General features: G+C 49.8%; 12 protein-coding genes, 2 tRNA genes and 2 rRNA genes (1 of these 16 only partly in view). 7 read left to right on the forward strand and 9 right to left on the reverse strand.

Features of this window, described 5'->3' with window-relative positions:
* From RQM65_RS05810 to RQM65_RS05840, 7 genes are all read right to left on the reverse strand, one after another.
* Positions 1–1,285 (reverse strand): 23S ribosomal RNA (locus tag RQM65_RS05810) (it extends 1,563 nt beyond the left edge of the window).
* Between the two features lie 168 nt (positions 1,286–1,453).
* Positions 1,454–1,527 (reverse strand) — tRNA-Ala (locus tag RQM65_RS05815).
* 130 nt (positions 1,528–1,657) lie between these two features.
* A tRNA-Ile gene (locus RQM65_RS05820) sits at positions 1,658–1,731 on the reverse strand.
* A gap of 220 nt (positions 1,732–1,951) precedes the next feature.
* Positions 1,952–3,480, reverse strand: a 16S ribosomal RNA gene (locus tag RQM65_RS05825).
* The 16S and 23S rRNA genes sit together here with 2 tRNA genes alongside, the layout of an rRNA operon.
* 392 nt (positions 3,481–3,872) lie before the next feature.
* Positions 3,873–6,185 carry a putative porin gene (locus RQM65_RS05830; RefSeq protein ID WP_314013344.1) on the reverse strand — a complete coding sequence of 771 codons (2,313 nt, stop codon included), beginning with the start codon at positions 6,183–6,185 and terminating at the stop codon, positions 3,873–3,875.
* Positions 6,186–6,420: 235 nt separating this feature from the next.
* Complete coding sequence (locus tag RQM65_RS05835; RefSeq protein WP_314013346.1) at positions 6,421–7,812, reverse strand: RagB/SusD family nutrient uptake outer membrane protein; 1,392 nt, start codon at positions 7,810–7,812, stop codon at positions 6,421–6,423.
* 11 nt (positions 7,813–7,823) lie between these two features.
* Positions 7,824–10,796, reverse strand: a complete 2,973-nt coding sequence (locus RQM65_RS05840; protein WP_314013348.1) for a SusC/RagA family TonB-linked outer membrane protein — start codon at positions 10,794–10,796, stop codon at positions 7,824–7,826.
* A gap of 208 nt (positions 10,797–11,004) precedes the next feature.
* Here RQM65_RS05840 and rnhB point away from each other — a divergent pair, with 208 nt between their 5' ends.
* The gene (gene rnhB / locus RQM65_RS05845; RefSeq protein WP_314013350.1) at positions 11,005–11,604 is read left to right on the forward strand and encodes a ribonuclease HII; all 600 of its coding nucleotides are present in this window, start codon (positions 11,005–11,007) and stop codon (positions 11,602–11,604) included.
* Positions 11,605–11,771: 167 nt separating this feature from the next.
* Here rnhB and lipB read toward each other — a convergent pair whose 3' ends face one another.
* Positions 11,772–12,509: a lipoyl(octanoyl) transferase LipB gene (gene lipB, locus RQM65_RS05850; RefSeq protein WP_314013352.1), complete on the reverse strand. Its 738-nt coding sequence runs from the start codon at positions 12,507–12,509 to the stop codon at positions 11,772–11,774.
* Positions 12,510–12,527: 18 nt separating this feature from the next.
* Positions 12,528–12,683, reverse strand: coding sequence for a YqaE/Pmp3 family membrane protein (locus RQM65_RS05855; protein ID WP_314013353.1), 156 nt, complete (start codon positions 12,681–12,683; stop codon positions 12,528–12,530).
* A gap of 238 nt (positions 12,684–12,921) precedes the next feature.
* Between RQM65_RS05855 and lysS the strand changes: the two genes are divergently transcribed.
* From lysS to RQM65_RS05885, 6 genes are all read left to right on the forward strand, one after another.
* On the forward strand, positions 12,922–14,613 hold the full coding sequence (gene lysS / locus RQM65_RS05860; RefSeq protein WP_314013354.1) for a lysine--tRNA ligase: 1,692 nt from the start codon (positions 12,922–12,924) through the stop codon (positions 14,611–14,613).
* 194 nt (positions 14,614–14,807) lie between these two features.
* Positions 14,808–17,645 (forward strand): PSD1 and planctomycete cytochrome C domain-containing protein, encoded by a 2,838-nt coding sequence (locus tag RQM65_RS05865; RefSeq protein ID WP_314013356.1) that lies wholly within the window; start codon positions 14,808–14,810, stop codon positions 17,643–17,645.
* A 50-nt stretch (positions 17,646–17,695) separates the two neighbouring features.
* Positions 17,696–19,213 carry a DUF1501 domain-containing protein gene (locus RQM65_RS05870; RefSeq protein ID WP_314013358.1) on the forward strand — a complete coding sequence of 506 codons (1,518 nt, stop codon included), beginning with the start codon at positions 17,696–17,698 and terminating at the stop codon, positions 19,211–19,213.
* 268 nt (positions 19,214–19,481) lie between these two features.
* Positions 19,482–20,363 (forward strand): sugar phosphate isomerase/epimerase family protein, encoded by an 882-nt coding sequence (locus RQM65_RS05875; protein ID WP_314013360.1) that lies wholly within the window; start codon positions 19,482–19,484, stop codon positions 20,361–20,363.
* Between the two features lie 89 nt (positions 20,364–20,452).
* Positions 20,453–21,964, forward strand: coding sequence for a c-type cytochrome domain-containing protein (locus tag RQM65_RS05880; protein ID WP_314013362.1), 1,512 nt, complete (start codon positions 20,453–20,455; stop codon positions 21,962–21,964).
* Positions 21,965–22,112: 148 nt separating this feature from the next.
* Complete coding sequence (locus RQM65_RS05885; RefSeq protein ID WP_314013364.1) at positions 22,113–23,543, forward strand: SLC13 family permease; 1,431 nt, start codon at positions 22,113–22,115, stop codon at positions 23,541–23,543.
* Positions 23,544–23,606: the final 63 nt, after the last annotated feature.

Here is a 23,606-nt window from a genome sequence, read left to right on the forward strand (position 1 = left end):
ACATTTTCGTTCGAGACCGCTCCACCGCCCCTCGCAGGTGCGGCTTCCGCGCCGTCTCGATGCTCCCCTACCCCTTGTAGACCGAGTCTACAAGGCCATGGCTTCGGTAATATGCTTATGCCCGATCATTATCCATGCGGGACCGCTCGACCAGTGAGCTGTTACGCACTCTTTAAATGAATGGCTGCTTCCAAGCCAACATCCTGGCTGTCAATGCAGTCCTACCGCGTTTGTTCAACTTAGCATATATTTGGGGACCTTAGCCGATGGTCCGGGTTCTTTCCCTCTCGGACATGGACCTTAGCACCCATGCCCTCACTGCGTTACATCGTTTTATAGCATTCGGAGTTTGTCGGGAATTGGTAGGCGGTGAAGCCCCCGCATCCAATCAGTAGCTCTACCTCTATAAAACTAATAACACGCTGCACCTAAATGCATTTCGGGGAGTACGAGCTATTTCCGAGCTTGATTGGCCTTTCACCCCTACCCACAGGTCATCCCAAGACTTTTCAACGTCAACGGGTTCGGGCCTCCACAGTGTGTTACCACTGCTTCACCCTGCCCATGGGTAGATCGCACGGTTTCGCGTCTACTGCCACCGACTCAGGCGCCCTGTTAGGACTCGCTTTCGCTGCGGCTCCGCCCCTGAAGGGCTTAACCTTGCCGGTGAAAGTAACTCGTAGGCTCATTATGCAAAAGGCACGCCGTCACCCCGAAGGGCTCCGACCGCTTGTAGGCGTACGGTTTCAGGATCTGTTTCACTCCCCTGTTCGGGGTTCTTTTCACCTTTCCCTCACGGTACTGGTACACTATCGGTCTCCCAGGAGTATTTAGTCTTGGCGGATGGTCCCGCCGGGTTCATGCAGGGTTTCACGTGCCCCGCACTACTCAGGATACCGCTACCTTACAGCTGACTTGCCTATACCGGGCTGTCACCGTCTTCGGCCCCGCTTTCCAACGGGCTCTAGTTCGTCTCTGATCGGATATCGCGGTCCTACAACCCCGGACATGCCGAGACATGTCCGGTTTGGACTCCTCCGGTTTCGCTCGCCGCTACTACCGGAATCACTCTTGTTTTCTCTTCCTCCGGCTACTTAGATGTTTCAGTTCGCCGGGTTAGCCCCGTTTGCACGGTGCCGTGCCTTCAGCACGGCGGGTTGCCCCATTCGGACACCCGCGGATCATATCGTATGTGCCGATCCCCGCGGATTTTCGCAGCTTATCGCGTCCTTCGTCGCCTCTGGGAGCCTAGGCATCCCCCATACGCCCTTATCTGGCTTGTCGCCACCTTTTGGGCCTCCCGCGGGCCAGGCCCGCGGAAGACGTATGCGTGTTCTTGCTCTAGTACTCTTTACTTAAAATTCGTGTTTCTTGCTTTCAGTATGCGCACCTGCCGCAAGGCAGGTGCGCCCTGTCCCAATATGTCAATGAACCTTTTGCCCGTTGGGGCCTGTGGAGAATATCGGAGTCGAACCGATGACCTCCTGCGTGCAAGGCAGGCGCTCTAGCCAGCTGAGCTAATCCCCCATATACTAGTAGTTAGTACATAGTAGTTAGTAGTTAGTACAACTACCGCCCGACCCCTAGAATTTCCAATACCTTATTGTAAAGAACCTCGTACCGCGCGCCGTGAACGGCACCCCGTACATTCCTTGCGTAGTCTCAGGCAGACTCGAACTGCCGACCTCTACATTATCAGTGTAGCGCTCTAACCAGCTGAGCTATGAGACTCCGTGGCCTTTGCGGCGCATGGTGGCCGTGCTCGCGCAGGCCGCGCCCGGGACGCCAGGCCCCGCTATATAACGTAATACCATGGAGACGCGTTCCTCTCGTTACGGGGGAACCGGCAATGAAACAGAAAAAAAAAGAAAAATGAGGGCGCGACGGGCCGCGGACGGGCCCCTCGGGGCGGACTGCGCCCCTCCCCCCGCGCTCGGGGGGAAAGCTCTAGAAAGGAGGTGTTCCAGCCGCACCTTCCGGTACGGCTACCTTGTTACGACTTAGCCCTAGTTACCGATCTTGCCCTAGGCCGCTCCTTGCGGTGACGGACTTCAGGCACTCCCGGCTTCCATGGCTTGACGGGCGGTGTGTACAAGGCCCGGGAACGTATTCACCGGATCATGGCTGATATCCGATTACTAGCGATTCCAGCTTCACGGGGTCGGGTTGCAGACCCCGATCCGAACTGTGACCGGTTTTGTGGATCCGCTCCGCATCGCTGCGTGGCTTCCCGCTGTACCGGCCATTGTAGCACGTGTGTGGCCCAGGACGTAAGGGCCGTGATGATTTGACGTCGTCCCCACCTTCCTCGCGGTTTGCACCGGCAGTCCCGCTAGAGTCCCCATCATGACATGCTGGCAACTAGCGGTAGGGGTTGCGCTCGTTATAGGACTTAACCTGACACCTCACGGCACGAGCTGACGACAACCATGCAGCACCTTGCAAAATGCCCGAAGGAAAACGTGTCTCCACGCCTGTCATAATGCATTTAAGCCCTGGTAAGGTTCCTCGCGTATCATCGAATTAAACCACATGCTCCACCGCTTGTGCGGGCCCCCGTCAATTCCTTTGAGTTTCATTCTTGCGAACGTACTCCCCAGGTGGGATACTTATCACTTTCGCTGGGCCGCCCAGACCTCAAGGGCCCGGACAGCTAGTATCCATCGTTTACGGCGTGGACTACCGGGGTATCTAATCCCGTTCGCTCCCCACGCTTTCGTCCATCAGCGTCAATATACGGCTAGTGAGCTGCCTTCGCGATCGGTGTTCTATGTAATATCTATGCATTTCACCGCTACACTACATATTCCGCCCACTCCGCCATAATTCAAGACCGCCAGTATCAAGGGCATTTCTACGGTTGAGCCGCAGACTTTCACCCCTGACTTAACGGCCCGCCTACGGACCCTTTAAACCCAATAATTCCGGATAACGCTCGGACCCTCCGTATTACCGCGGCTGCTGGCACGGAGTTAGCCGGTCCTTATTCCCATGGTACCGTCAAGGCGCCACACGTGGCGCCGGTTCTTCCCATGTAAAAGCGGTTTACGACCCATAGGGCCTTCTTCCCGCACGCGGCATGGCTGGATCAGGCTTGCGCCCATTGTCCAATATTCCTCACTGCTGCCTCCCGTAGGAGTCTGGTCCGTGTCTCAGTACCAGTGTGGGGGACCCCCCTCTCAGGGCCCCTAACCATCGTAGCCCAGGTAGGCCGTTACCCTACCTGCAAGCTAATGGTACGCATGGCCATCCGCTACCGCCCGAAGGCTTTGGGCGCGATGCGATGCCGCAAGGCGCCCGTATGGGGCATTAATCCGGGTTTCCCCGGGCTATTCCCCGGTAGCGGGCAGGTTCCATACGCGGTGCTCACCCGTGCGCCGGTCGCCGACTCTGTGCAAGCACAGATCGCTGCCCCTCGACTTGCATGTGTTAGGCCTGCCGCTAGCGTTCATCCTGAGCCAGGATCAAACTCTTCATCGTTGTGCGTTAAATGTATTCGCGCACCGCCGACCGAAGAGCCCGAACCGGGCCCGTCGCTCCTCATCGTTCCTAAAATTCTCTGTCCCGGACCGCAAATGAAAAAACGGCCCGGATATTATATGGTTCCTTCCCCGGGCCTTTCGGCCAGGGGTCGTTCTGTATTGTCTCCACAGTATGTCAATGAACTTCCTATCTCAAATCCGCCCCGAAAGAACCGAATGTTCCTCCTGTGTCTCTCAAAGCGGGTGCAAATATAAGAGGGTTTTTTAGTTTGCACAACCCCTAACAGAAAAAATTTTCTAAAAATTCGCCCAAAATTTCATCCAAACTTGAGGGCCATTCCATAACCCTATATCCTTCAATAGCTTACCAAGAACATAGGGCAGAAAATATTATGAAAAAAAGTTCCAGACCAGACCGAACCGGATTACAAAATCCCGGTACGGGTAATTCGGCGCGGCGTAATAATTCTTGGTTTCCCCAAAAAAGGTATTAAAATGTTCGGCCTTAAGATATATCCTAGTTTGCTGCACTTTGGCGTTGATGAAGAAATCGAGCATAGGAAATGCCCCGAGCTTTTCTTCGTTCTGGATATAGAACTCTCCCAAAAGCGGATTATAGGCATCCATAGTATACGCGGTAAAATATTTGAACGTGATACCCGTCTGCAGGAACATGGCCTTTTTAAAAACATCCGAAGAAAAGTATAAGGTATTCCGGGTCACCAGTTCGGGCAGGTTCAGCACCTCTTCGTTCTGCGATACATTCTGGTACATTAAGGTATTGTGGAGTGCGAATTTCCCCAACCGGAATTCTTTTGTATAGGTAAGCTTCGTATGGTTAATTACGTTGTCTTCTTGATAGGGCTTCACAATCGAAGTCTGGACGCCTTCCCCTGGCACGAAATTCGGATCGGTACCAAAATAAGAGTAATTGTCGACGGTCGTATAATCGAGTGTCAGGTCTCCCCAAATATCGGAGCCCATAGCAAACCCTAGACCACACACCTGCTCCTTATCGAAGCTGTCAAGGTTCGACCAGTTGTATTCCGTATAATCACTTTGATACAACAAATAATTAAAGTTCGGCATACGGGTAGAAGCATGGGCCGATGCGCTTATCTCGAACCCATCGTTCAATCGATATCCGACGGATGCCTTCAACAGGTCGCCCCCAAGTTTACCGGATACATTATACTTGACCTCCCCTTCAAGCTCAAGGCCCCGAATCTTTTTTTCGTACTGGGCTCCGATGGCTATTTCGGTTCCCTTTAGCCGGTTCGGAATGCGTCTACCGTCTTCGGTAATCAGAATGCTGTTAAAAAAGTAATTGTAGTCATAGGCGGAAAGATTTCCTTGCAACCTGCCCAAGGTAGCGTTATAAAACTCGACATTGACCTGGTTGTACATGGTCTTCAATCTGGCCTTATCTTCAATGGCCGGCACCAATCGATCGCCAAAATAGAAACTCTGTTGGGATTGGCCAAAGGTGTAATATTTGGTCTCATAATTGAAAACATGCCCGATTCCCAATGATGTTTTTTCGACGAGGCTCGAATCTTGATTTCGCTTCAGCAGCTTATACGAATGGTCGAAATAATAACGCTTCCCCAAAATCTTGTTATCGGCATCATTGAATCGAACATCGACCTTGTTGCGCTCATTGAACTCGGGATCGCCCGCTTCGAACTGCTCTTCTTTATTGATCAGACCCCCGTTTGCTTGGGTTTCGATATCCTGGGCGGCGATATGGGCCCGTATTCGATATCTTCCATTTCTAGTGCCATAATTTGTGGTGGTACGGAAATTTCCTGATTCGGCCTGATCGGAAAGGTATTTGCCCAAAGATCGAAAACCTTTGTAGGCCAGTGAAAAGTTCAACCGCGGAGAGGTATTAAAAGTCAAGGTCGCATCCAACAGCTGCCCCTCCTCAAAGGTAGTCTTGAAGAAAAGATCGCTCATCGGGGTGGCTACATTGTAGTAGTCAATATCCCGGACTTCCATATAATTGTAATTCAATGCGGTCGCACCCAACTTCGGATAAAAGACATCTGCCTGTAGATCGACGCCCAATTTGTTATAGGGTTGCCCCACGTTGGCAAATGGCATAAGCTCAAAATTATCGCGCCTCAGATAATTATACTTAAATTCCTTTTGGATGGTCAGGGTAGTGTCGAGATAGGTGGTATCGCGGGCATACGAAATAATCTTGTAGTCCCTAATAGTAATCGCTTCGGGAGATATTATTTTTTCCCTAGGAAATTTCCGTCTTCTTTTTTTAGAGGCGGACCCGGCCTGCGCTTGAAGTTGGCGAAGGGAGTCTCCGCGAACCGATGGCAAATCACTGATGCCCAACAAGGGGACATCCATTTTTTTATAGGATGGAACGGAATCTTTTGGGATGGTCAATGGAACCTTTTGGTTTACGAGGGATGAATCCGCCTTTTGAGCGGATGGGATAGTATCTTCGCGGATCAAGATCGGAAGCTTGTTCTTGACCGCGGACGTATCCTTGACACGAATCGATGGAACGGAATCCGTTGTTCGCGACGGGGGAATGGAATCTTCCTGGGCCAAAATCGGAAAGCTTAGGAAAAGGGCAAGGATGGGCAAATAGTCCTTCCAAGAGCCAATTTCAGGAACACATGCCCCGAGGATGCCTCGCGACCGCCCTTCGATGGCTCGGGTCCCGGTTTCAAATTTCAAACTCCAAATTCCAAATTCCAAATTCCAACAAAAATTATAACGGGCCCGCAACATGCCGAAACGGTTGCGACAACACGAGAAATCCCGAAAAGGTTTACAGGGCCATTTTCCTTAAAGCCGGAAAACCACCTCGCGGGCAAAGTTAATTTTTTTGTTGCTAACTAAATGCAAAAGTTTTGCCATCAAAAAACCCCCGCCGAATTGGTAGGGGTTTGGTAAAGTTATTTCCGATGGTTTAGTATCCGGGATTCTGAACTAGATTTTCATTCAAGTCCAATTCATTAACAGGAATCGGAAAAATGACCTTGTCCTGACCGGGAGCCGACTCGGATACTTTTGGCATTCCCTCACGCCTTAGGTTCATTTCGTTTCGAAGCAGGTCCATTCTTCTATGGCCTTCAAATGCCAATTCTTTTCTTCTTTCGGTAAGAATCTGATCCAAATCAACACTAGCCAGATCTGTCAAACCGGCACGCTGCCTCAATGCATTGATATCGTTAACGGGAGTATCACCGATAGCGGTGCCCCCCCTTAAATTTGCCTCGGCCCTGGTTAAATACATTTCGGTAACCCTCAACACGGGAGCGTTGTCGGTGTTGGTAACCCCATCGGGAAATTTACTTGTAAATTCACGTTCTGTTCCCAAGGCATCGGCTCCTATTTGTGTGAGAGCAGAAAATCGAAGATCTCCCGCCTCTTCCGCGAATGCGGCCAACAAATTATCGGAGTATGGTGCATCGCCCCTACCGTCTGGAGTTGGATTGGTAAGCCCAGAAAAGCCTTCATTGCTATCCTGGCCATCTGCGGCGGTATTAACAAGGGTGAAATAGAATTCGTTGTCCAAGGAATTGAAGAACTGGTAATCGGGCGCAAGCTCGTACGCAGCATTCTGGATAGCTCGGTTGGCGTAATCAGCGGCCGGACCAAATTTATCCTGATACAGATAAAGTCTTGCCAAAAGAGCATGGGCCGCACCTTTTGTGGCTTTACTTTTATCCGTATCGTCCAAACTGGGTATAGCGTCCAACAAATCTTGTTCTATTTGTGCCTGCACTTCGTTCAAGGTAGCCCGAGAAGGAAAGTCAGGCTCACCCAGTTCGAAAGGCTCCAAGACCAAAGGAACAGCCGGTGTAGTTCCCCCTGAAACCTGAATTGGTTGCGAATACCAGTTGGATAGGTTGAAGTAAATTAACGCCCTCATAAACTTCGCTTGTGCAATGGCGTTATTTCTTTCAGACTCGGTAAACTCGGGATCATCCACTAAGGGAACGTTTTTAATGACCAAGTTGGCTGTGCCAATAGTTTCGTAGCTATCGTCCCACAGGGCACTGATTGAAGTATTATCGGCTAGAGTGGAATAGTTCTTTACTTCGTTGAACGTTGGAAAAGATCCCACAAAGTCGATATTATCCGATTGCCAGTCTCCAGCTAATTGCCATGTTCCATTTAGAACATCGTCTTGTTGTGCCGCACTATAAACCCCGGTCAATACTCCAAGTGCAGTAGTCTTGTTCGAGAAAGCTACCTCTTGCGTAAGCCTATCTTCGGGGGCAAGGTCCAATTGGCTATCACAGGATAGGACCACAAGGCCCAGCACTGATGCTATGGTTAAAATTGTATGTTTCATCTCTTTTTTTTTTAAAATGTTAGTCTAAGACCTAAAAGGTAGGTCCTTGATTGAGGTGCGGTAAAAAAGGTCTCTCCCTGTCTTCCGTTGTCGATAGAATCCGTTACTTCCGGGTCAATTCCTTCCAAATCATCGGCTTTTATAGTAAAGACGTTGTTGGCGGTAGCGTAGAGTCTGACACCTTTTATTATTCCGAACTGATCGGCATATCTAGCCGGTATGGTATATCCTAGCGTAATATTTTTCAACCTCGCAAACGATCCATCCCTTAGCTGCAGGGTTGATCTTTGGGCGAAGGTATCAAAGGTTGGACTGTCAAAGGAGGGAACATATGCGTTATCTCCCGGATTTCTCCATACATCCAACAAGGCCGTTCTGTTATTAAAGGTACTGGCCGGATTATCGGTAAATCGGAGACCGGATACGTAGATATCATTCCCGTAACTGAAATTGAAGAAAAAATTAAGGTCAAAATCCTTATATCTCAAGCTATTTCTAAATCCGCCGACAAAATCCGGATTGGCATCACCGGCGAGCACCCTATCGGCCGAAGTCGGGGTAGTTGTTGGATTCCCGTCAATATCAAGCCATTCCGCATCGCCGGTCTGGGGATCAACCCCTTTATAGCGAACAAGATAAAAGCTGTTTACCGAAGAGCCTTCGACTGCCCGTTGTACCGTCGTGGCTGAAATAAACCTTCTCCCCTGATCGTCTAAATTGGCTCCCGGAAGTGAAAGCACTTCATTTTTGTTGATACCTACATTCAATGAAGACGTCCAACTAAAGTCTTCCCCTCTGATTATATCCGCAGATAGGTCCACATCGAAGCCACGGTTTTCCATTTCGCCCACGTTGTCAATGATAAAGTTCAGTCCTCCGTTAGTTTGGGGTATGGGCACTTCCAAAATCAAATCAGTTGTTTTCTTGTTATAGTAATCCACATTTAGTCGGACTCGATTTTCCATAAATGCCGCTTCGAAACCTATATCGTATGATTCAGACCTTTCCCATTGCAAGTCGGGGTTACCCGCCCCAAGTTGTCTTAGCCCTGAAGCACCGTTATAGTTTGATACTACATCGCCCTCAAAGCGCTCCAAAGCAGCAAAATCCCCAATTCTATCGTTACCTGAAGTACCATAATTTCCTCGTATTTTAAGCGTATTGATCCAATCTGCATTCTCCATAAACGCTTCACTGGACAACAGCCATGCGCCACCAACTGCCCAAAATGTTCCGTACTTGTTATTAGCACCAAAACGTGAAGAACCATCTCTTCTGACCGAGCCTTCAAGAATATATCTATTATCAAAAGAATAGTTGGCCCTGCCAAAATAACCTACCAATCTGCTTCCGGTCACCTCATTATTGGTAGTACCCGGTGTTGAGGCAGAGATAGTATTTATTTGCTGATCCGATAAAAACCCGGTCGCGTCCACCTCGATATTCCGCACCTCGGTCTGTTCGTAAGACATTCCCGCTACAGCACTCAAATCATGAACACCGGCAAACGTCTTGTTATAATTCAAGGTGTTGGTAAAGATGTATTTATTCTGTTGGTTGACGATATCTTCAGCAAAACCATCCGGAGAATTTATTTCAAATGATCTACTAAATTCTTCTAATGTGACGCGATCAATACCGAAATCCGTTCTAAAAGTAAGATTATCGACGATGTCGAATTCCCCGTATATGTTACCGGTGGTTCTAAAACTATTGGCATCGGTTATATCCAGATCTTCTATTGCAATTACGTTGGCAATAAACCCTGTATTTACGTAATCTCCATTTTCATCGAAAGGTTCCACCCATGGTTGTTGGAGGAACGCCGAAGTCATGGGTGCAAAGGTAGAATTTTCCGCTCCAACCCTATCGTTTCTGGTTTCCGAAACACCAAGATTGACGCCGACCCTCATTTTATCACTTACGTCGTGGGCCAAGTTGAACCTTCCGCTTAATCTGTTCAAATTATTTCCAATAATAAAACCCTGTTGATCTTTATGGGTAAGGCCTAAGAAGAAAGTGGTTTTTTCGCTACCCCCGGTCACGCCTACATTGAGGTCGCTTGAGAGTCCCGTTCTTACAACATTAGAAGGCCAATCGAAAGAACCTTGTGGAAAATCGGTCACAGCCGCACCAGTACCATTTTCGACAAGATAGTTTCTAAACTGATCGGCGTTCATCATCTCAAAAACATCCGTACTTTTAGACCAGGAAGTATTGAGTTCCAATGTAACCTTGGTGTCCTGATTTTTTCTACCGGATTTAGTGGTAATCAATACCACACCGTTAGAACCTCTAGAACCATATACGGCAGTCGCCGCCGCATCTTTTAGAACCGAAAAAGATTCGATATCATTAGGGTTGATATCGGCCAATGGATTTAGTCCCTGACCTCCTTGGGCTTCGGTTACCACCTGATCGTTCAATGGAACCCCATCGACAACAAAAAGAGGTCGGCCCCCTGATGAAATCGAGGCAACCCCCCTAATTTTGATAACTGGCGCCGCGCCTAGAATACCCGAGGAATTAACCACCTGAACACCAGAGGCCTGACCCTGAAGTAATTCCTGTGGTGAAACGGCTGGAATATCACGAATGTTCTCATTGCTGACCGTAGAAACACTTTGTACCAGTTTTTCTCTACTTTGTTGACCGTATGCAATGACCACCACCTCTTCCAGAGCCTGCGTATCTTCTTGCATCTGGACATTTATCGTATCGTCTTCGCCTACCGTTCGTTCTACGGTGGCCTGACCAATATAACTGAATCGAAGGGTTTGGCCTTCTTCGACATCGATGGAATAGTTGCCATCAAAATCGGTCTGGGTTCCGGTCGTCGTGCCTGTCACAACCACGGAAACCCCTGGTAACGGCAACTCGTTCTGGTCGGTCACTTTACCAGTAACCGTTTTCTCCTGGGCATAGGTAAAGCCCACACACAACATCAATACAGATGCTATGATCCATTTGGATTTCTGTCTCATTTAAGTAGATTTTTGAATTAGCCCCGCAAAAATCTTAAATTTCCGTTAACAAAACAAAAAAATATAACAAAGCCAGGGTCGATTTGTTAAAAAAACAGGCGTTTTTACGATTAATTTACTATGCAGGCATAATAAATAAGGATTATTCAAAAGGTTTCCATGATGTTATTCAGATTAAACGATAATTTTGTCGCGAACGCTACCTTCTATGCTTAAGAAATATCACACCACCATGCTTGGGGAAGCCGGCACCGATGAGGCCGGGCGGGGTTGTTTGGCAGGACCGGTAACCGCCGCAGCGGTCATTTTGCCGGAAGGTTTTGCCAACGACATGCTCAATGATTCAAAATTGCTTTCCCATAACAATCGTACTATTCTTAGACCGTTAATCGAAACGGGATGCGCCGGGTTCGGGGTCGCCCATATCCATCCTGAAAAAATCGATGAAATCAATATTCTCAATGCGGCTATCCTCGCCATGCACCAAGCCATCGACCGATTGACTATTTTCCCAAAATTCGTTATCGTAGATGGAAATAAATTCCGTCCTTATAGAGAAATTCCGTATGAATGCATCGTTAAAGGGGACAGCAAATACATGAGCATTGCAGCAGCCTCCGTGCTCGCTAAGACCCATCGGGATGCCTACATGGCCGAACTCCACGAGAAATATCCGGTGTACAACTGGAAGAAGAACAAGGGGTATCCGACCAAAGAACACCGTGAGGCCATCCGGGAGTACGGACTTTCCCCCTACCATAGAAGAAGTTTTCGGCAGTTGCCGGAGCAGATGGCTTTGACATTATAGTTCGAACTGGAAGTAAAAATCGTCAAATCTCAAATTTTTCTTCACGGGACCGGTCGAAGGTCGAAAGCCCAACTTTGATGAGCAGCATGGCGTTGACGGAGTTTATCAATGTGGCGAAACCTCAAAACACTAAGTTCGTTTTGAAGTATTGGAGAACCGAGGAGGCGCTAGACTTTGGTTTTTTTAATTGCGGTCCGCTCTTGCTGAAGAAGAATTTCAGCTTCGAATAGCATCCCGAAATGTCGCAGCAGTTTGTGTTTCACTTCTCCCATATCTACACTCGGTTTCCCCAATTCAACATTTAACGAGGTAACCGCCTTGCCCTTAATCCCACAGGGCACCATTAAATCAAAAAATCCGAGATCGGTATTGACATTCAATGCAAACCCGTGCATGGTGACCCAGCGGCTGGCGCGGATTCCCATAGCACAGATTTTCCGCGCAAAAGGGGTGCCGACATCGAGCCAGACCCCGGTCTCGCCCGCGGAGCGCTCGGCTTTCAAACCATAATCCGCCAAGGTCAGGATAACGGTTTCCTCCAGAAGTCGCAGGTACTTATGGATGTCGGTAAAAAAGTTGTCGAGATCGAGGATCGGATACCCCACGACCTGTCCCGGACCGTGGTAGGTGATGTCCCCTCCCCTATTGATTTTATAGAATTTAGCGTTCTTGGCGGCCAGCTCGGCCTCATTTACCAGTAGGTTGTCGAGGTTTCCGCTTTTCCCCAAGGTAAAGACGTGGGGGTGCTCGACGAAAAGCAAGTGGTTGGGGGTTTCCAGATTTGCACCTTCACGCCGGTTCTTGATTTTAATGTCCAAGGTACTTTGGAAAAGCTGTTCTTGGTAGATCCAAGTCTGTCGGTAATCCCTGTATCCCAAATCTTGAATGAAGACCTGTTTGTTCATCCTACAAAAATACAAAGTCTAACTCGGATTGTTCAGTATAACCAAAGCGGCTATGACTCCCGGCACCCATCCGCAGAGCGTTAGAATAAAAACGATAATAAAAGACCCACAGCCCTTACCAAGGACGGCAAGAGGTGGAAAAAGAATGGCGAGCAATACGCGTATCAAACTCATTTTATGCTGATTTTTTTGATTGATGATGTATCCATCCGGTCTGGGCGGGTACAATAATAAGACGAATTAAGAGGCTGATCGTTACAAATTCAGTCAAAAAATTGACGGGTGAAGGATTAAGGAGAAAAGACGAAAAGAACAAGGGGCAAGAACGGGTCACGGCTTCTGATCAAACTATTACCAACTAGACAAATTGCTACATTATTCCATTATATTTGCTCCCATTAAAATCCACCACATGCAACTCTCGGAACAAGAAACCATCAGAAGGGATAAATTGAACAAATTGCGCAACATGGATATCGACCCGTATCCAGCCGAACTATACCCCATAAATGCCACTTCCAAAAGTATTAAAGAGAACTATGAGGAAGGGAAGAAAGTCACCGTTGCCGGACGTTTGATGTCCCGTCGCATCCAAGGGAAAGCCTCGTTCGCCGAACTGCAGGACAGTGAAGGCCGTATTCAGGTCTATTTCAATCGTGATGAAATCTGTCCAGGTGAGGATAAGTCATTATATAACGATGTCTATAAAAAGCTGTTGGATATTGGGGATATCATCGGTATCGAGGGCGAACTTTTTACGACCCGGGTCGGCGAAAAGACCGTGATGGTCAAAAAGTTCAGCATGCTGAGCAAATCGTTGCGTCCGCTACCCCTTCCGAAAAAGGATGCGGAAGGCAAGGTATTCGACGAGTTCAACGACCCCGAGCAACGCTACCGACAGCGCTACGTCGACCTTGTGGTAAATCCTAAAGTAAAGGAAACTTTTATTAAGCGGACGAAAATCATCAACAGCATCCGTCAATTTTACAATAATTTAGGCTACGTAGAGGTCGAAACGCCCATTTTACAGCCTATACCCGGTGGCGCGGCGGCACGCCCGTTTTTGACCCATCACAATGCGCTGAACGTACCCCTTTATCTGCGGATAGCGAACGAGCTCTATTTAAAACGTTTGATCGTTGGCGGCTTTGACGGAGTCTATGAATTTGCGAAGGCTTTCCGCAACGAGGGCATGGACCGCACCCACAATCCCGAGTTCACAATGATAGAGCTCTATGTGGCCTACAAGGATTACAAATGGATGATGGACACCACCGAAAAACTCTTGGAAAAAGTGGCCCTGGAGGCTACCGGAAGTACTCGGGTGCCTGTGGGCGATAAAGAAATCGAGTTTAAGGCGCCCTACCCCCGCGTTCCCATCTTGGAAGCCATCAAAATACATACAGGAATCGATCTCGCCGGCATGGACGAAAACGAACTTCGGCAAACGGCCAAAGAGCTCGGCATCGAAGTGGACGAAACCATGGGCGTCGGTAAGCTGATCGATGAAATCTTCGGAGAGAAATGCGAGGCACATTACGTGCAGCCCACATTTATAACCGATTATCCTAAAGAGATGAGTCCGCTGACCAAAGAACATCGTACGAACCCGTCCCTGACGGAGCGATTCGAGCTTTTCGCCAACGGCAAGGAAATCGCCAACGCCTATTCCGAGCTCAACGACCCCATCGATCAGCGCGAGCGCTTTGAGGAGCAGCTGAAGCTTTCCGAAAAAGGAGACGACGAGGCCATGTTCATCGATCAGGATTTTATCCGGGCCCTCGAATACGGTATGCCCCCCACGGCGGGCATCGGTATCGGTATCGATCGCTTGGTGATGTTAATGACCGATAATGCCTCGATACAGGAGGTGCTGTTCTTTCCCCAGATGCGGCCGGAGAAAAAACCCTTGGATCTAACCGAGGAAGAGAAAATCGTTCTAGGCCTTCTAAAACCTGCCGGTAGCATGGACCTCAACGACCTTAAAGCCCAAGCAGGCCTCAGTAACAAAAAATGGAACAAGGCGATGAAAGGCTTGGCGAGGCATGGTCTGACCAAAGTTGTGGTCGATGGCTCTGATAAAAGGGTAGAAATGATAGGATAGGATTTTTTTAGGAAGGTTCTTTTTGAGTCTGGTTCTCAAAGAAATTTGCCTATCAAATGAGATTTCAATGGCACCCGGTTCGTTTTGGCAAGACCGATTAAATCGACCATTTTACACCTGCTCAAAACTCGTTATTTTTACATAGGTAATTCTTATTGCAATCGAGAATCAGAAAATTGTGTATCTTGACCGCTATGTACACTTTCATCCGCAAGGGTCTAGAAATTCTCACGGCAAGCCTATTGATTGTTGTGACATTGTTTTTGCAGTCCTGCGGGAATTCCGACCCGGTCGATTTCAGTACCCAGATCAAGCCAATTCTAAACAGCAAATGCATCACCTGCCACGGCGGCGTAAAAAAGAGCGGGGATTTTAGCCTTTTGTTCGAGGAAGACGCCTTTGCGATCAACGAATCCGGCAAACCGGCAATTATACCGGGGGATGCGTCGGGGAGCGAGCTCATAAGACGGGTACACGAAACCGACCCCGAGCTCCGGATGCCCTATGAAAAACCTCCGCTGTCCGAGGAGGAGATCGACCTGCTGACCCGTTGGATCGACCAAGGGGCCGAATGGGGACAGCATTGGGCCTATTCGCTTCCCGACAAGGTTGAGGTGCCCCCGATTTCATCCAATATGGAATCTTCGCAGCAAGCTGGATTATCTCCAGAGGGCGGATCGGGCCCAGCCATCCCATCCCACTTTGTCCGAAACGACATCGACAATTTTATCCTTACACGGCTTCTTAACGAAAAGCTGCGGCCCAATCCTCCCGCTGAAAAGAACATCATCGCCCGGAGATTGGCCCTGGATATAACCGGATTGCCGCCCGATCAAAAACTATTCGATACGTTCACCGAGGGCGATCTGTCCTACGAATCCATGGTCGATACCCTATTGGCCCGAAAGGACTACGGCGAGAAATGGGCCAGTTGGTGGCTCGACCTGGCCCGGTATGCGGACACCAAAGGCTATGAAAAAGATAGCGGTCGGAGCATGTGGCGCTATCGCGATTGGTTAATCCAGGCCTTCAACCAGAACATGTCCTACGACCGGTTTACCACGGAGCAATTGGCGGGCGACCTACTTCCCGATCCGACCACGGACCAGTTGATCGCCACCGCCTTCCATAGAAATACGATGAACAACGACGAGGGCGGGACCGAGGACGAGGAGTTCCGGGTGGCCAGTGTCATAGACCGGGTCAATACGACCTTCTCCGTATGGCAGAGTACCACGATGGAATGTGTGCAATGCCACAGCCATACCTATGACCCCTTCAAGCACGAGGAATATTACAAGGCCATGGCCTTTTTCAACAATTCAAGGGACGAGGATACCCCGGACGAAAGTCCCAATATCCGCTTTTACGACAGCGTACAGCAGAAAAAAGTGGCGCGGGTGAACTCTTGGGTCCAAAAATACGGTTCGGAGAAAGTCGCCGGGGTCTATGAGGATTTTCTAAGGTTCAACGAGCCCAAGTATCTGGCCCATAATGCCGAGGATTTCACCAATGGGGAACTGGCCGACACCAAATACCTGGCCCTGTGGGACGATGGCTCGTGCACCTTGAGGAACGTCTACACCAGAGGGGCCGGTTTTATGTATATGAAGTACCGGGCAGGTATCGACGGTACCCGAATGACCATCCGAAAAAACAACGAGGAGGGCGAAATCCTGGCACAATTTACGATAGACAAGACCAACGGCAATACGATCCGGAAAATACCCTTTAAAAGGACCGATGAAATCATCGACCTCTACCTCGAGACGAACAACGACCGGATCGGAAAACAGGTATCCACCAGTTTTATCACATGGTTCGCATTTTTGGAGGATATCCCGGGAAAATCAAAACCAGGTTATCGCGACATCAACGGCACCTTCCTGGAGCTGCTGAACGCGGACACTCCCGAACTGCCTATAATGGCGGAGAACCACAGCTATATGGCTCGCGCCACCCAAGTCTTTGAAAGGGGCAACTGGTTGATTAAAAAGGATACGGTCGAACCCGGCGTTCCGGAAAGCCTCAACCCCTGGGAACCCGACTGGCAGCGGAACCGCTTGGGACTCTCGAACTGGATCGTCAGCAAAAAGAATCCCCTGACCGCACGTACCCTTGTCAACAGGGTCTGGCACCAGCTCTTCGGTCGCGGCATCGTGGCATCGGTAGAGGATATGGGCACGCAATCGGACCCGCCCTCACATCCGGAACTCTTGGACTGGCTGTCGCTGCGGCTTATGAACGATCACGATTGGGACATGAAGGCCCTGATAAAGGATATCGTGATGTCCGGCACCTATAGGCAAAGCTCCCGGAACAATCCCGAGCTCTATCAGAAAGACCCGAACAACGAACTGCTTGCCCGCGGCCCGCGGCTGCGCCTTTCGGCGGAACAGATCCGCGATCAGGCCTTGGCCGTATCGGGCCTGCTAAGCGATAAGATGTACGGTCCCGGAGTCATGCCGCCCCAACCGGACGGGGTCTGGCAATCGGTCTATAGCAATGAATCATGGGTCGAGAGCGAGGGCGAGGACAAGTACCGAAGGGCGGTCTATACCTATTTAAAACGCACGAGCCCCTACCCCTCCTTTATCACCTTCGATGCGGGTAGCCGCGAGGTCTGCACCATCCGACGTACCGTCACCAACACCCCGCTACAGGCCTTGGTGACCCTGAACGATCCGGTCTATCTCGAAGCGGCCTATACGCTCGCCAAGTTTATGGGGGGCAACCCTTTGAACGCCAAATTTCCGAACGGAAATGGAGGGGACGAGGGCCAGACCGACGATGGTGACATCGATGGCATCATCGCCAAGGGCTATGAAAAAGCGACCTATTCCAAAATCACCCCCGAGAAACTGGGGGCCCTGAAGGCACTCTACGAAGAGTCCCTATCAGAGTTCGAGAATACGGAGGCCATCAAAGGCCAGTTCTTTGTGTTGGAAGAAAGCCCCAATCCCCGACTGGCCGCGCTGACCGTAGTGGCCAACGCGATTATGAACTTGGACGAGTTTTTGAGCAAGGCCTGAGGTTAGCCGTTAGTCAACGTAGAGAAAGAACTGTGAAATAGAAAGAAAAAGTGAAAAGAGATATAGAGAGACTGCTACAGGAAAGAATACACCGCGAAGCGGAGGCCAAGACACGCCGTCATTTTATCAAGCAGTGTGCGATGGGTGCGGGGGGGCTGGCACTGGGCTCTATCTTTGCCGGATGCGGTGATTTTGGTAAAGATGCGGGCACCTCCGTAAAAAAGTCAGGGTTTTCGGAGCGCGACCTGAACCCCTTGGCGACTCTGGCGCCCCCGTTCGGTCCGAAGGTCAAGAACGTCATCTACCTACACATGGCGGGGGCCCCCTCCCAATTGGAAATGTTCGATTACAAGCCCGAGCTGCAAAAACTGAACGACCAGCCGTGTCCGCAATCCTTTTTGAACGGAAAAAAGTTCGCCTTTATCCGTGGTACGCCCAAGTTGATGGGGCCACAGGCAGCATTCAGGCAAGAGGGCGAATCCGGCAACTGGGTCTCGGACAACCTGCCCCATTTTAAAAAGGTGGTCGATGAGGTCGCCTTTTTGAAAGCGGTACATACCGACCAGTTCAACCACGGTCCGGCGCAATTATTCATGCATACCGGCAGCCCCCGGCTCGGGCGGCCCAGTATCGGTTCGTGGGTGACCTACGGCCTGGGTTCCGAAAACCGGAACCTGCCCGGCTTTGTGGTATTGACCTCGGGCGGCAAGGCCCCAAGTGCCGGAAAAAGCGTCTGGGGCAGTGGCTTTTTACCTTCGGTGTACCAGGGTGTACAATGCCGAAGTAAGGGAGATCCCGTACTGTACATCGAAGATCCCGACGGTATTTCCAGAAATCTGAAAAAAAGCACGATCGAGGCCATCAACAAGATCAACAAAGAGGAATACGCCAAATACGCCGATCCCGAGATCTTGGCCCGGATCAACCAGTACGAAATGGCGTATCGGATGCAAATTGCCGTACCGGATGTGATGAACATCAACGACGAACCCGAAAACATCAAGCAGATGTACGGGGTCGAACCAGGCAAGGAATCCTTTGCCAACAACTGTCTTTTGGCCAGAAAGCTGGTCGAGGACGGCGTGCGCTTCGTACAGCTGTTCGATTGGGGATGGGACAGCCACGGCACGGGCCGCGATACCGCGGTGGACATCGGCCTCCGTAACAAATGTCGGGAAATCGATCGGCCCATGACCGCACTGCTGCTGGACCTGAAGCAGCGGGGATTGTTGGACGACACCCTGGTGGTGTGGGGCGGCGAATTCGGTCGTACGCCCATGCAGGAAAACCGGGAAGGCAAGGAAATGGGGTTCAAGGGCCGGGACCATCACGGGGATGCCTTTACCATGTGGATGGCCGGCGGCGGCATCAAGAAGGGCGCGGTACACGGCCAGACCGACGACATCGGTTTCTCGGGCGTCGAGGGACGCGTGTCCGTTCACGATGTACATGCCACCATCTTGCACTTGCTAGGCTTCGACCACGAAGAGTTCACCTTCGATTTCCAGGGAAGACCGTTCCGGTTGACCGATGTCGAGGGCTTGGTAATCAACGAGATACTGGCTTAACTAAAAGATAAGATGATGTCCGCTTGGAAGCCCAAAAAGAGTTTTATCCCCTTGAGCGCCGTCGAAGAGTCAAACCAAAACGGCTCGACTGCCTGCCTGTACTGAGCGCAGTCGAAGTACTCGACGTGACATCATTAATTCAAATTGATTGATTGGGTTCTCCCGGACAAGCATTAAAGATAATTAAAAGCCGGTGGGCAAGTTCACGAAGACCAAGAATGCCCCAAGAATTAAACTATAAGCTATCAATACCTTATAATACCACACCATGAAAATACCGATCCTGTCGATTATCCTCCTTACCACCCTAACATCCTACTCCCAACAAAATAAACAGCTCCTGTTCTTCCAGACCGACTGGGGCCGGAAGGTTTCGTGGGACGCTTTTTGCGAGAAGACCAAAGCAGCGGGTTACGACGGGGTCGAGACCTGGTATCCCAAAGAATTGGAAGACCAATTGGCACTGAAAGACGCCTTGCAAGAACATGGTCTTCAGGTCATCTATATGGCGGGAACGGACAAGAGTGTGGATTTCGATACCAGTCTAAGGCGGTACATCGAACATCTGATGCGATTGGTCGATTTGAACCCGGTAGCCATCAACTGCCACACCGGAAACGATTTTTTTACCTTCGAACAGAACAGGGCCTTTATCGATGCTGCGAACAAGATCGCCAAGGAAAGCGACATCCCTATCTACCACGAGACCCATCGGGGCCGTTTCAGTTATAACCTTCCTGAAACGAATGAATACTTAAGGACGGTTCCGAATCTTCGATTGACCCTCGATATCAGTCATTGGATGGTCGTACACGAATCGCTTTTGGAAGAACAGGAGAAAGATCTGGAGCAGGTGATAAATCGCACGCACCACATCCATGCACGTGTCGGCCATCCGGAAGGCCCACAGGTCAACGATCCCGAAGCCCCCGAGTGGCATAATGCCCTGAAACGCCATTTGGATATTTGGGAAAAAATTATCGATAAAAGATGGCAAGAATCTGACAGGGCGGTCAGCATAACGACAGAATTCGGTCCGCCCACCTATTTGCCCGCACTGCCCTACACCCAAGTTCCGGTAGCGGACCAATGGAAGGCGAACGTTTTTATTATGAGGGCCTTGAAAAAAAGAATGGCCGGTAATCGTTAGAAGGTCATTCCTTGCCGGATATCAGTAGTGTTCCAAAATGCAGTAGCAATCAAATATTCCAACCTCCCAACAAATTATCAACTTCCCCCATGGATGTCCTTCTACAACTTCTAGGCCGCCTGCACCCTGTGATCGTGCATCTTCCTATCGGGTTTATCATACTGGGGCTGTTGTTGCAGTGGTACGACAGAAAAATAGGGCAGCATACCAAGGTAGTCGCCCTCATTTATCTTTGGGCGGGAGTCAGTGCGGCACTGGCCTGTATTACCGGATATTTACAATATCTGGGGGAAGGCTACGGCTTCGACACCGTAAAATGGCACCTGTGGTCGGGTATCGCCACGGCGTTATTTTGCTTTGTGATGTATCTCAAAATAAGATCCACCGGCTCAACGGACAGAGATGTAAAAATTGCAAATTTCGAGCACCAAATTCCTAAAGACCAAATAATTGAACAGGAGCAAATCGATAAGTCCGGCAGCAAGAGAATGACAAGAACAGACCTATCCGATTTTCTCGATAGCATTCCGACCTTGGTACTTTCCGTCCTATTTTTTATGCTGATCTCCTTTACCGGCCACCAGGGGGGCAATATCACCCATGGCGAAGATTATCTCGTGGAACCACTGCCCAATTCCGTTAAATCTGCCTTGGGATTCGAAACGTTCGAGGAAAAAGAAATTGTGCTGAACGAAGAAAATTGGGAAGAGACGCTTATATATAAGGATGTAATCGACCCCATATTGAACAACAAGTGCGTAAGCTGCCACAATCCTAAAAAAACGAAAGGCGAATTGCTATTGAACTCCGAAGAGGGGATCTTGACCGGCGGGGAGAACGGCGATGTCGTAGTGGCCAACCATGCTGCCGATAGCGAATTGTTCGTGCGAATGAACCTGCCCCTGGACGATGACGACCACATGCCGCCCGACGGCAAAACGCAGCCCTCCAAGGAAGAGATCGCCCTGATCGGGGCCTGGCTGGACGCGGGACACCCGTTCGCGGAAACGATCGGCGAAAGTGGACTTGAAAAAGAGCTGTTCCAATCCTTTTTCCCAAAAAAAGTGGATAACGATTATCCCGATGTGGAAGTCGCCGAGGCCTCCCAAGACAGTATCGACCGGATTAAAGATCAGGGTATCCATGTCGACCAAATCAGTAAGGCTACCAATTTCCTAAAGATATCATGTCTAAATAAACCCTCATTCTCCGAGTCGGATTTCGCTCTCTTTGAACCTCTTAAAATACAGATTGCCGTCCTTGATCTCGGCGGCACCCAGGTATCCGATGCCGTGTTCGAAAAATTGGCGGACCTTCCGCATTTGACCGTTCTAAAATTAGACCACACCGAAATTACCGGAAAGGGAATCGAAAAATTGGCCGCTACCTCCAAATACCTCAAATCGATCAACCTGACGGGGACAAACTTGCAAGCCCCATATTTCCGTAAACTGGCGGAGTTCAAAAAGTTACAGAAGGTCTTCGTGTTCGACACCCCTATCGACGCCGCGGATGCCAAAGCCTTAAAAGGAGGACAGATTACCGTAGATTACGGCCATTACAATCTCCCGGCAATCGCTTCAGACTCTATCGTTTACTGAGAAAACGGAATATTCCGGACGGGAAACCGGTACGGTTGTGTTTCGGATACTTCCCCAGGGCAGGCCAGCACCTTTTTCTAGTTACACCGAAACGCCACTTTCAAATTCCAAAAAAATCCCATAGTTTAGAAGGCACCAATAACCGCCCATGACCATCACCAAAAAAATAGGCATTTTTCTCGCCCCCATCTTCTTTTTCATCCTGATCAACCTGCCTTTTGATATAGTCTCGCAAAAGGGCGACGCGGTTATTGCCGTGGCCGTTTGGATGGTCATCTGGTGGATTACCGAAGCCGTGTCCATTTCGGTGACGGCCCTGTTGCCGCTGTTGCTGTTTCCGGTGCTGAACATTTTGGAGATCGGCGAGGTGGGCGCCAACTACGGAAGTCCGATTATCTTCCTTTTCTTTGGGGGATTTGTTCTCGCCCTAGCCCTTGAAAAGGTCAATTTACATAAGCGGATCGCCCTCAATATCATTAAGATAACCGGGACAACTCCCAATAAGGTGGTGCTCGGTTTTATGATTGCCACTGCCGCCTTGAGCATGTGGATCAGCAATACCGCCACCGCGGTGGTCATGCTGCCCATCGCCATGTCGGTCATCGGCCTGCTCATTAACGATGCCGACGGATTTACCAAGGGCGATAGAAATTTTGCCCTCAGTGTTATGTTGGGAATCGCCTTTGCCGCCAACGCGGGCGGGATAGCCACTGTCATTGGAACACCGCCCAACTCGGTGATGATCGGGCTGCTGGAGAACGAATACAACATGGAAATTTCATTCGTGAAGTGGATGGCCCTTGGAGTGCCCTTTTCCACGGTATTGATCGGCATCATCTATTTTGTACTTGTGAAATGGATGTATCCCAGCGGAACCCTAAATTTCTCGGCCTCAAAAAATGTTATCCACGACGAACTGGAAAAATTGGGTCCCATGTCCGGAAAGGAAAAACAAGTGTTGATTATTTTCGGCATCACCGTTTTCCTCTGGATTTTTAGAACCGTTATCAATGGCATCTTTCCCGAAGTCCAACTAAACGATACCATCATCAGTATGACGGGTGCCATCGCCATGTTTTCCATACCGTATAACCTTAAGAAAGGAGATTTCATTATCCATTGGAAGGACACCCAAAAACTCGCTTGGGGTATTCTGATTCTCTTCGGAGGCGGACTCGCTTTGGCTCAGGGCATGTCGGTCAGCGGAATCGTAGATGTAGTTTCGGGGGCGATCGCCGATAGTGACATCAGTATTATGTTTACCGCAATTCTTCTGATAGCCATGATGCTGTTCATGACCGAACTGATGAGCAACGTGGCGCTGACGGCGGTACTTATTCCCGTGGTCGCCGGTATCGCCATTGGATTGGACTTACCCATTCTTCATCTATTGATTCCCGTGACCATCGCCAGCAGCTGTGCGTTTATGCTGCCCATGGCCACCCCGCCGAATGCGATAGTCTTTGCTAGCGGACATATCAAGGTCCATCAGATGGCACGGGCCGGAATTGTGCTCAACCTGATTTCCGTTGGCCTGCTGGTACTTGTGTTCCAGTTTGTGGTGCCGTTACTGTTTTAACCGACAAAACCCCCATTTTGCATGGAGGTCTTGACGCTTGGTTTATCTGAATCGGGACCTTTC

Origin of the sequence: Pricia mediterranea (genome assembly GCF_032248455.1) — a bacterium.
Classification (GTDB): domain Bacteria; phylum Bacteroidota; class Bacteroidia; order Flavobacteriales; family Flavobacteriaceae; genus Pricia; species Pricia mediterranea.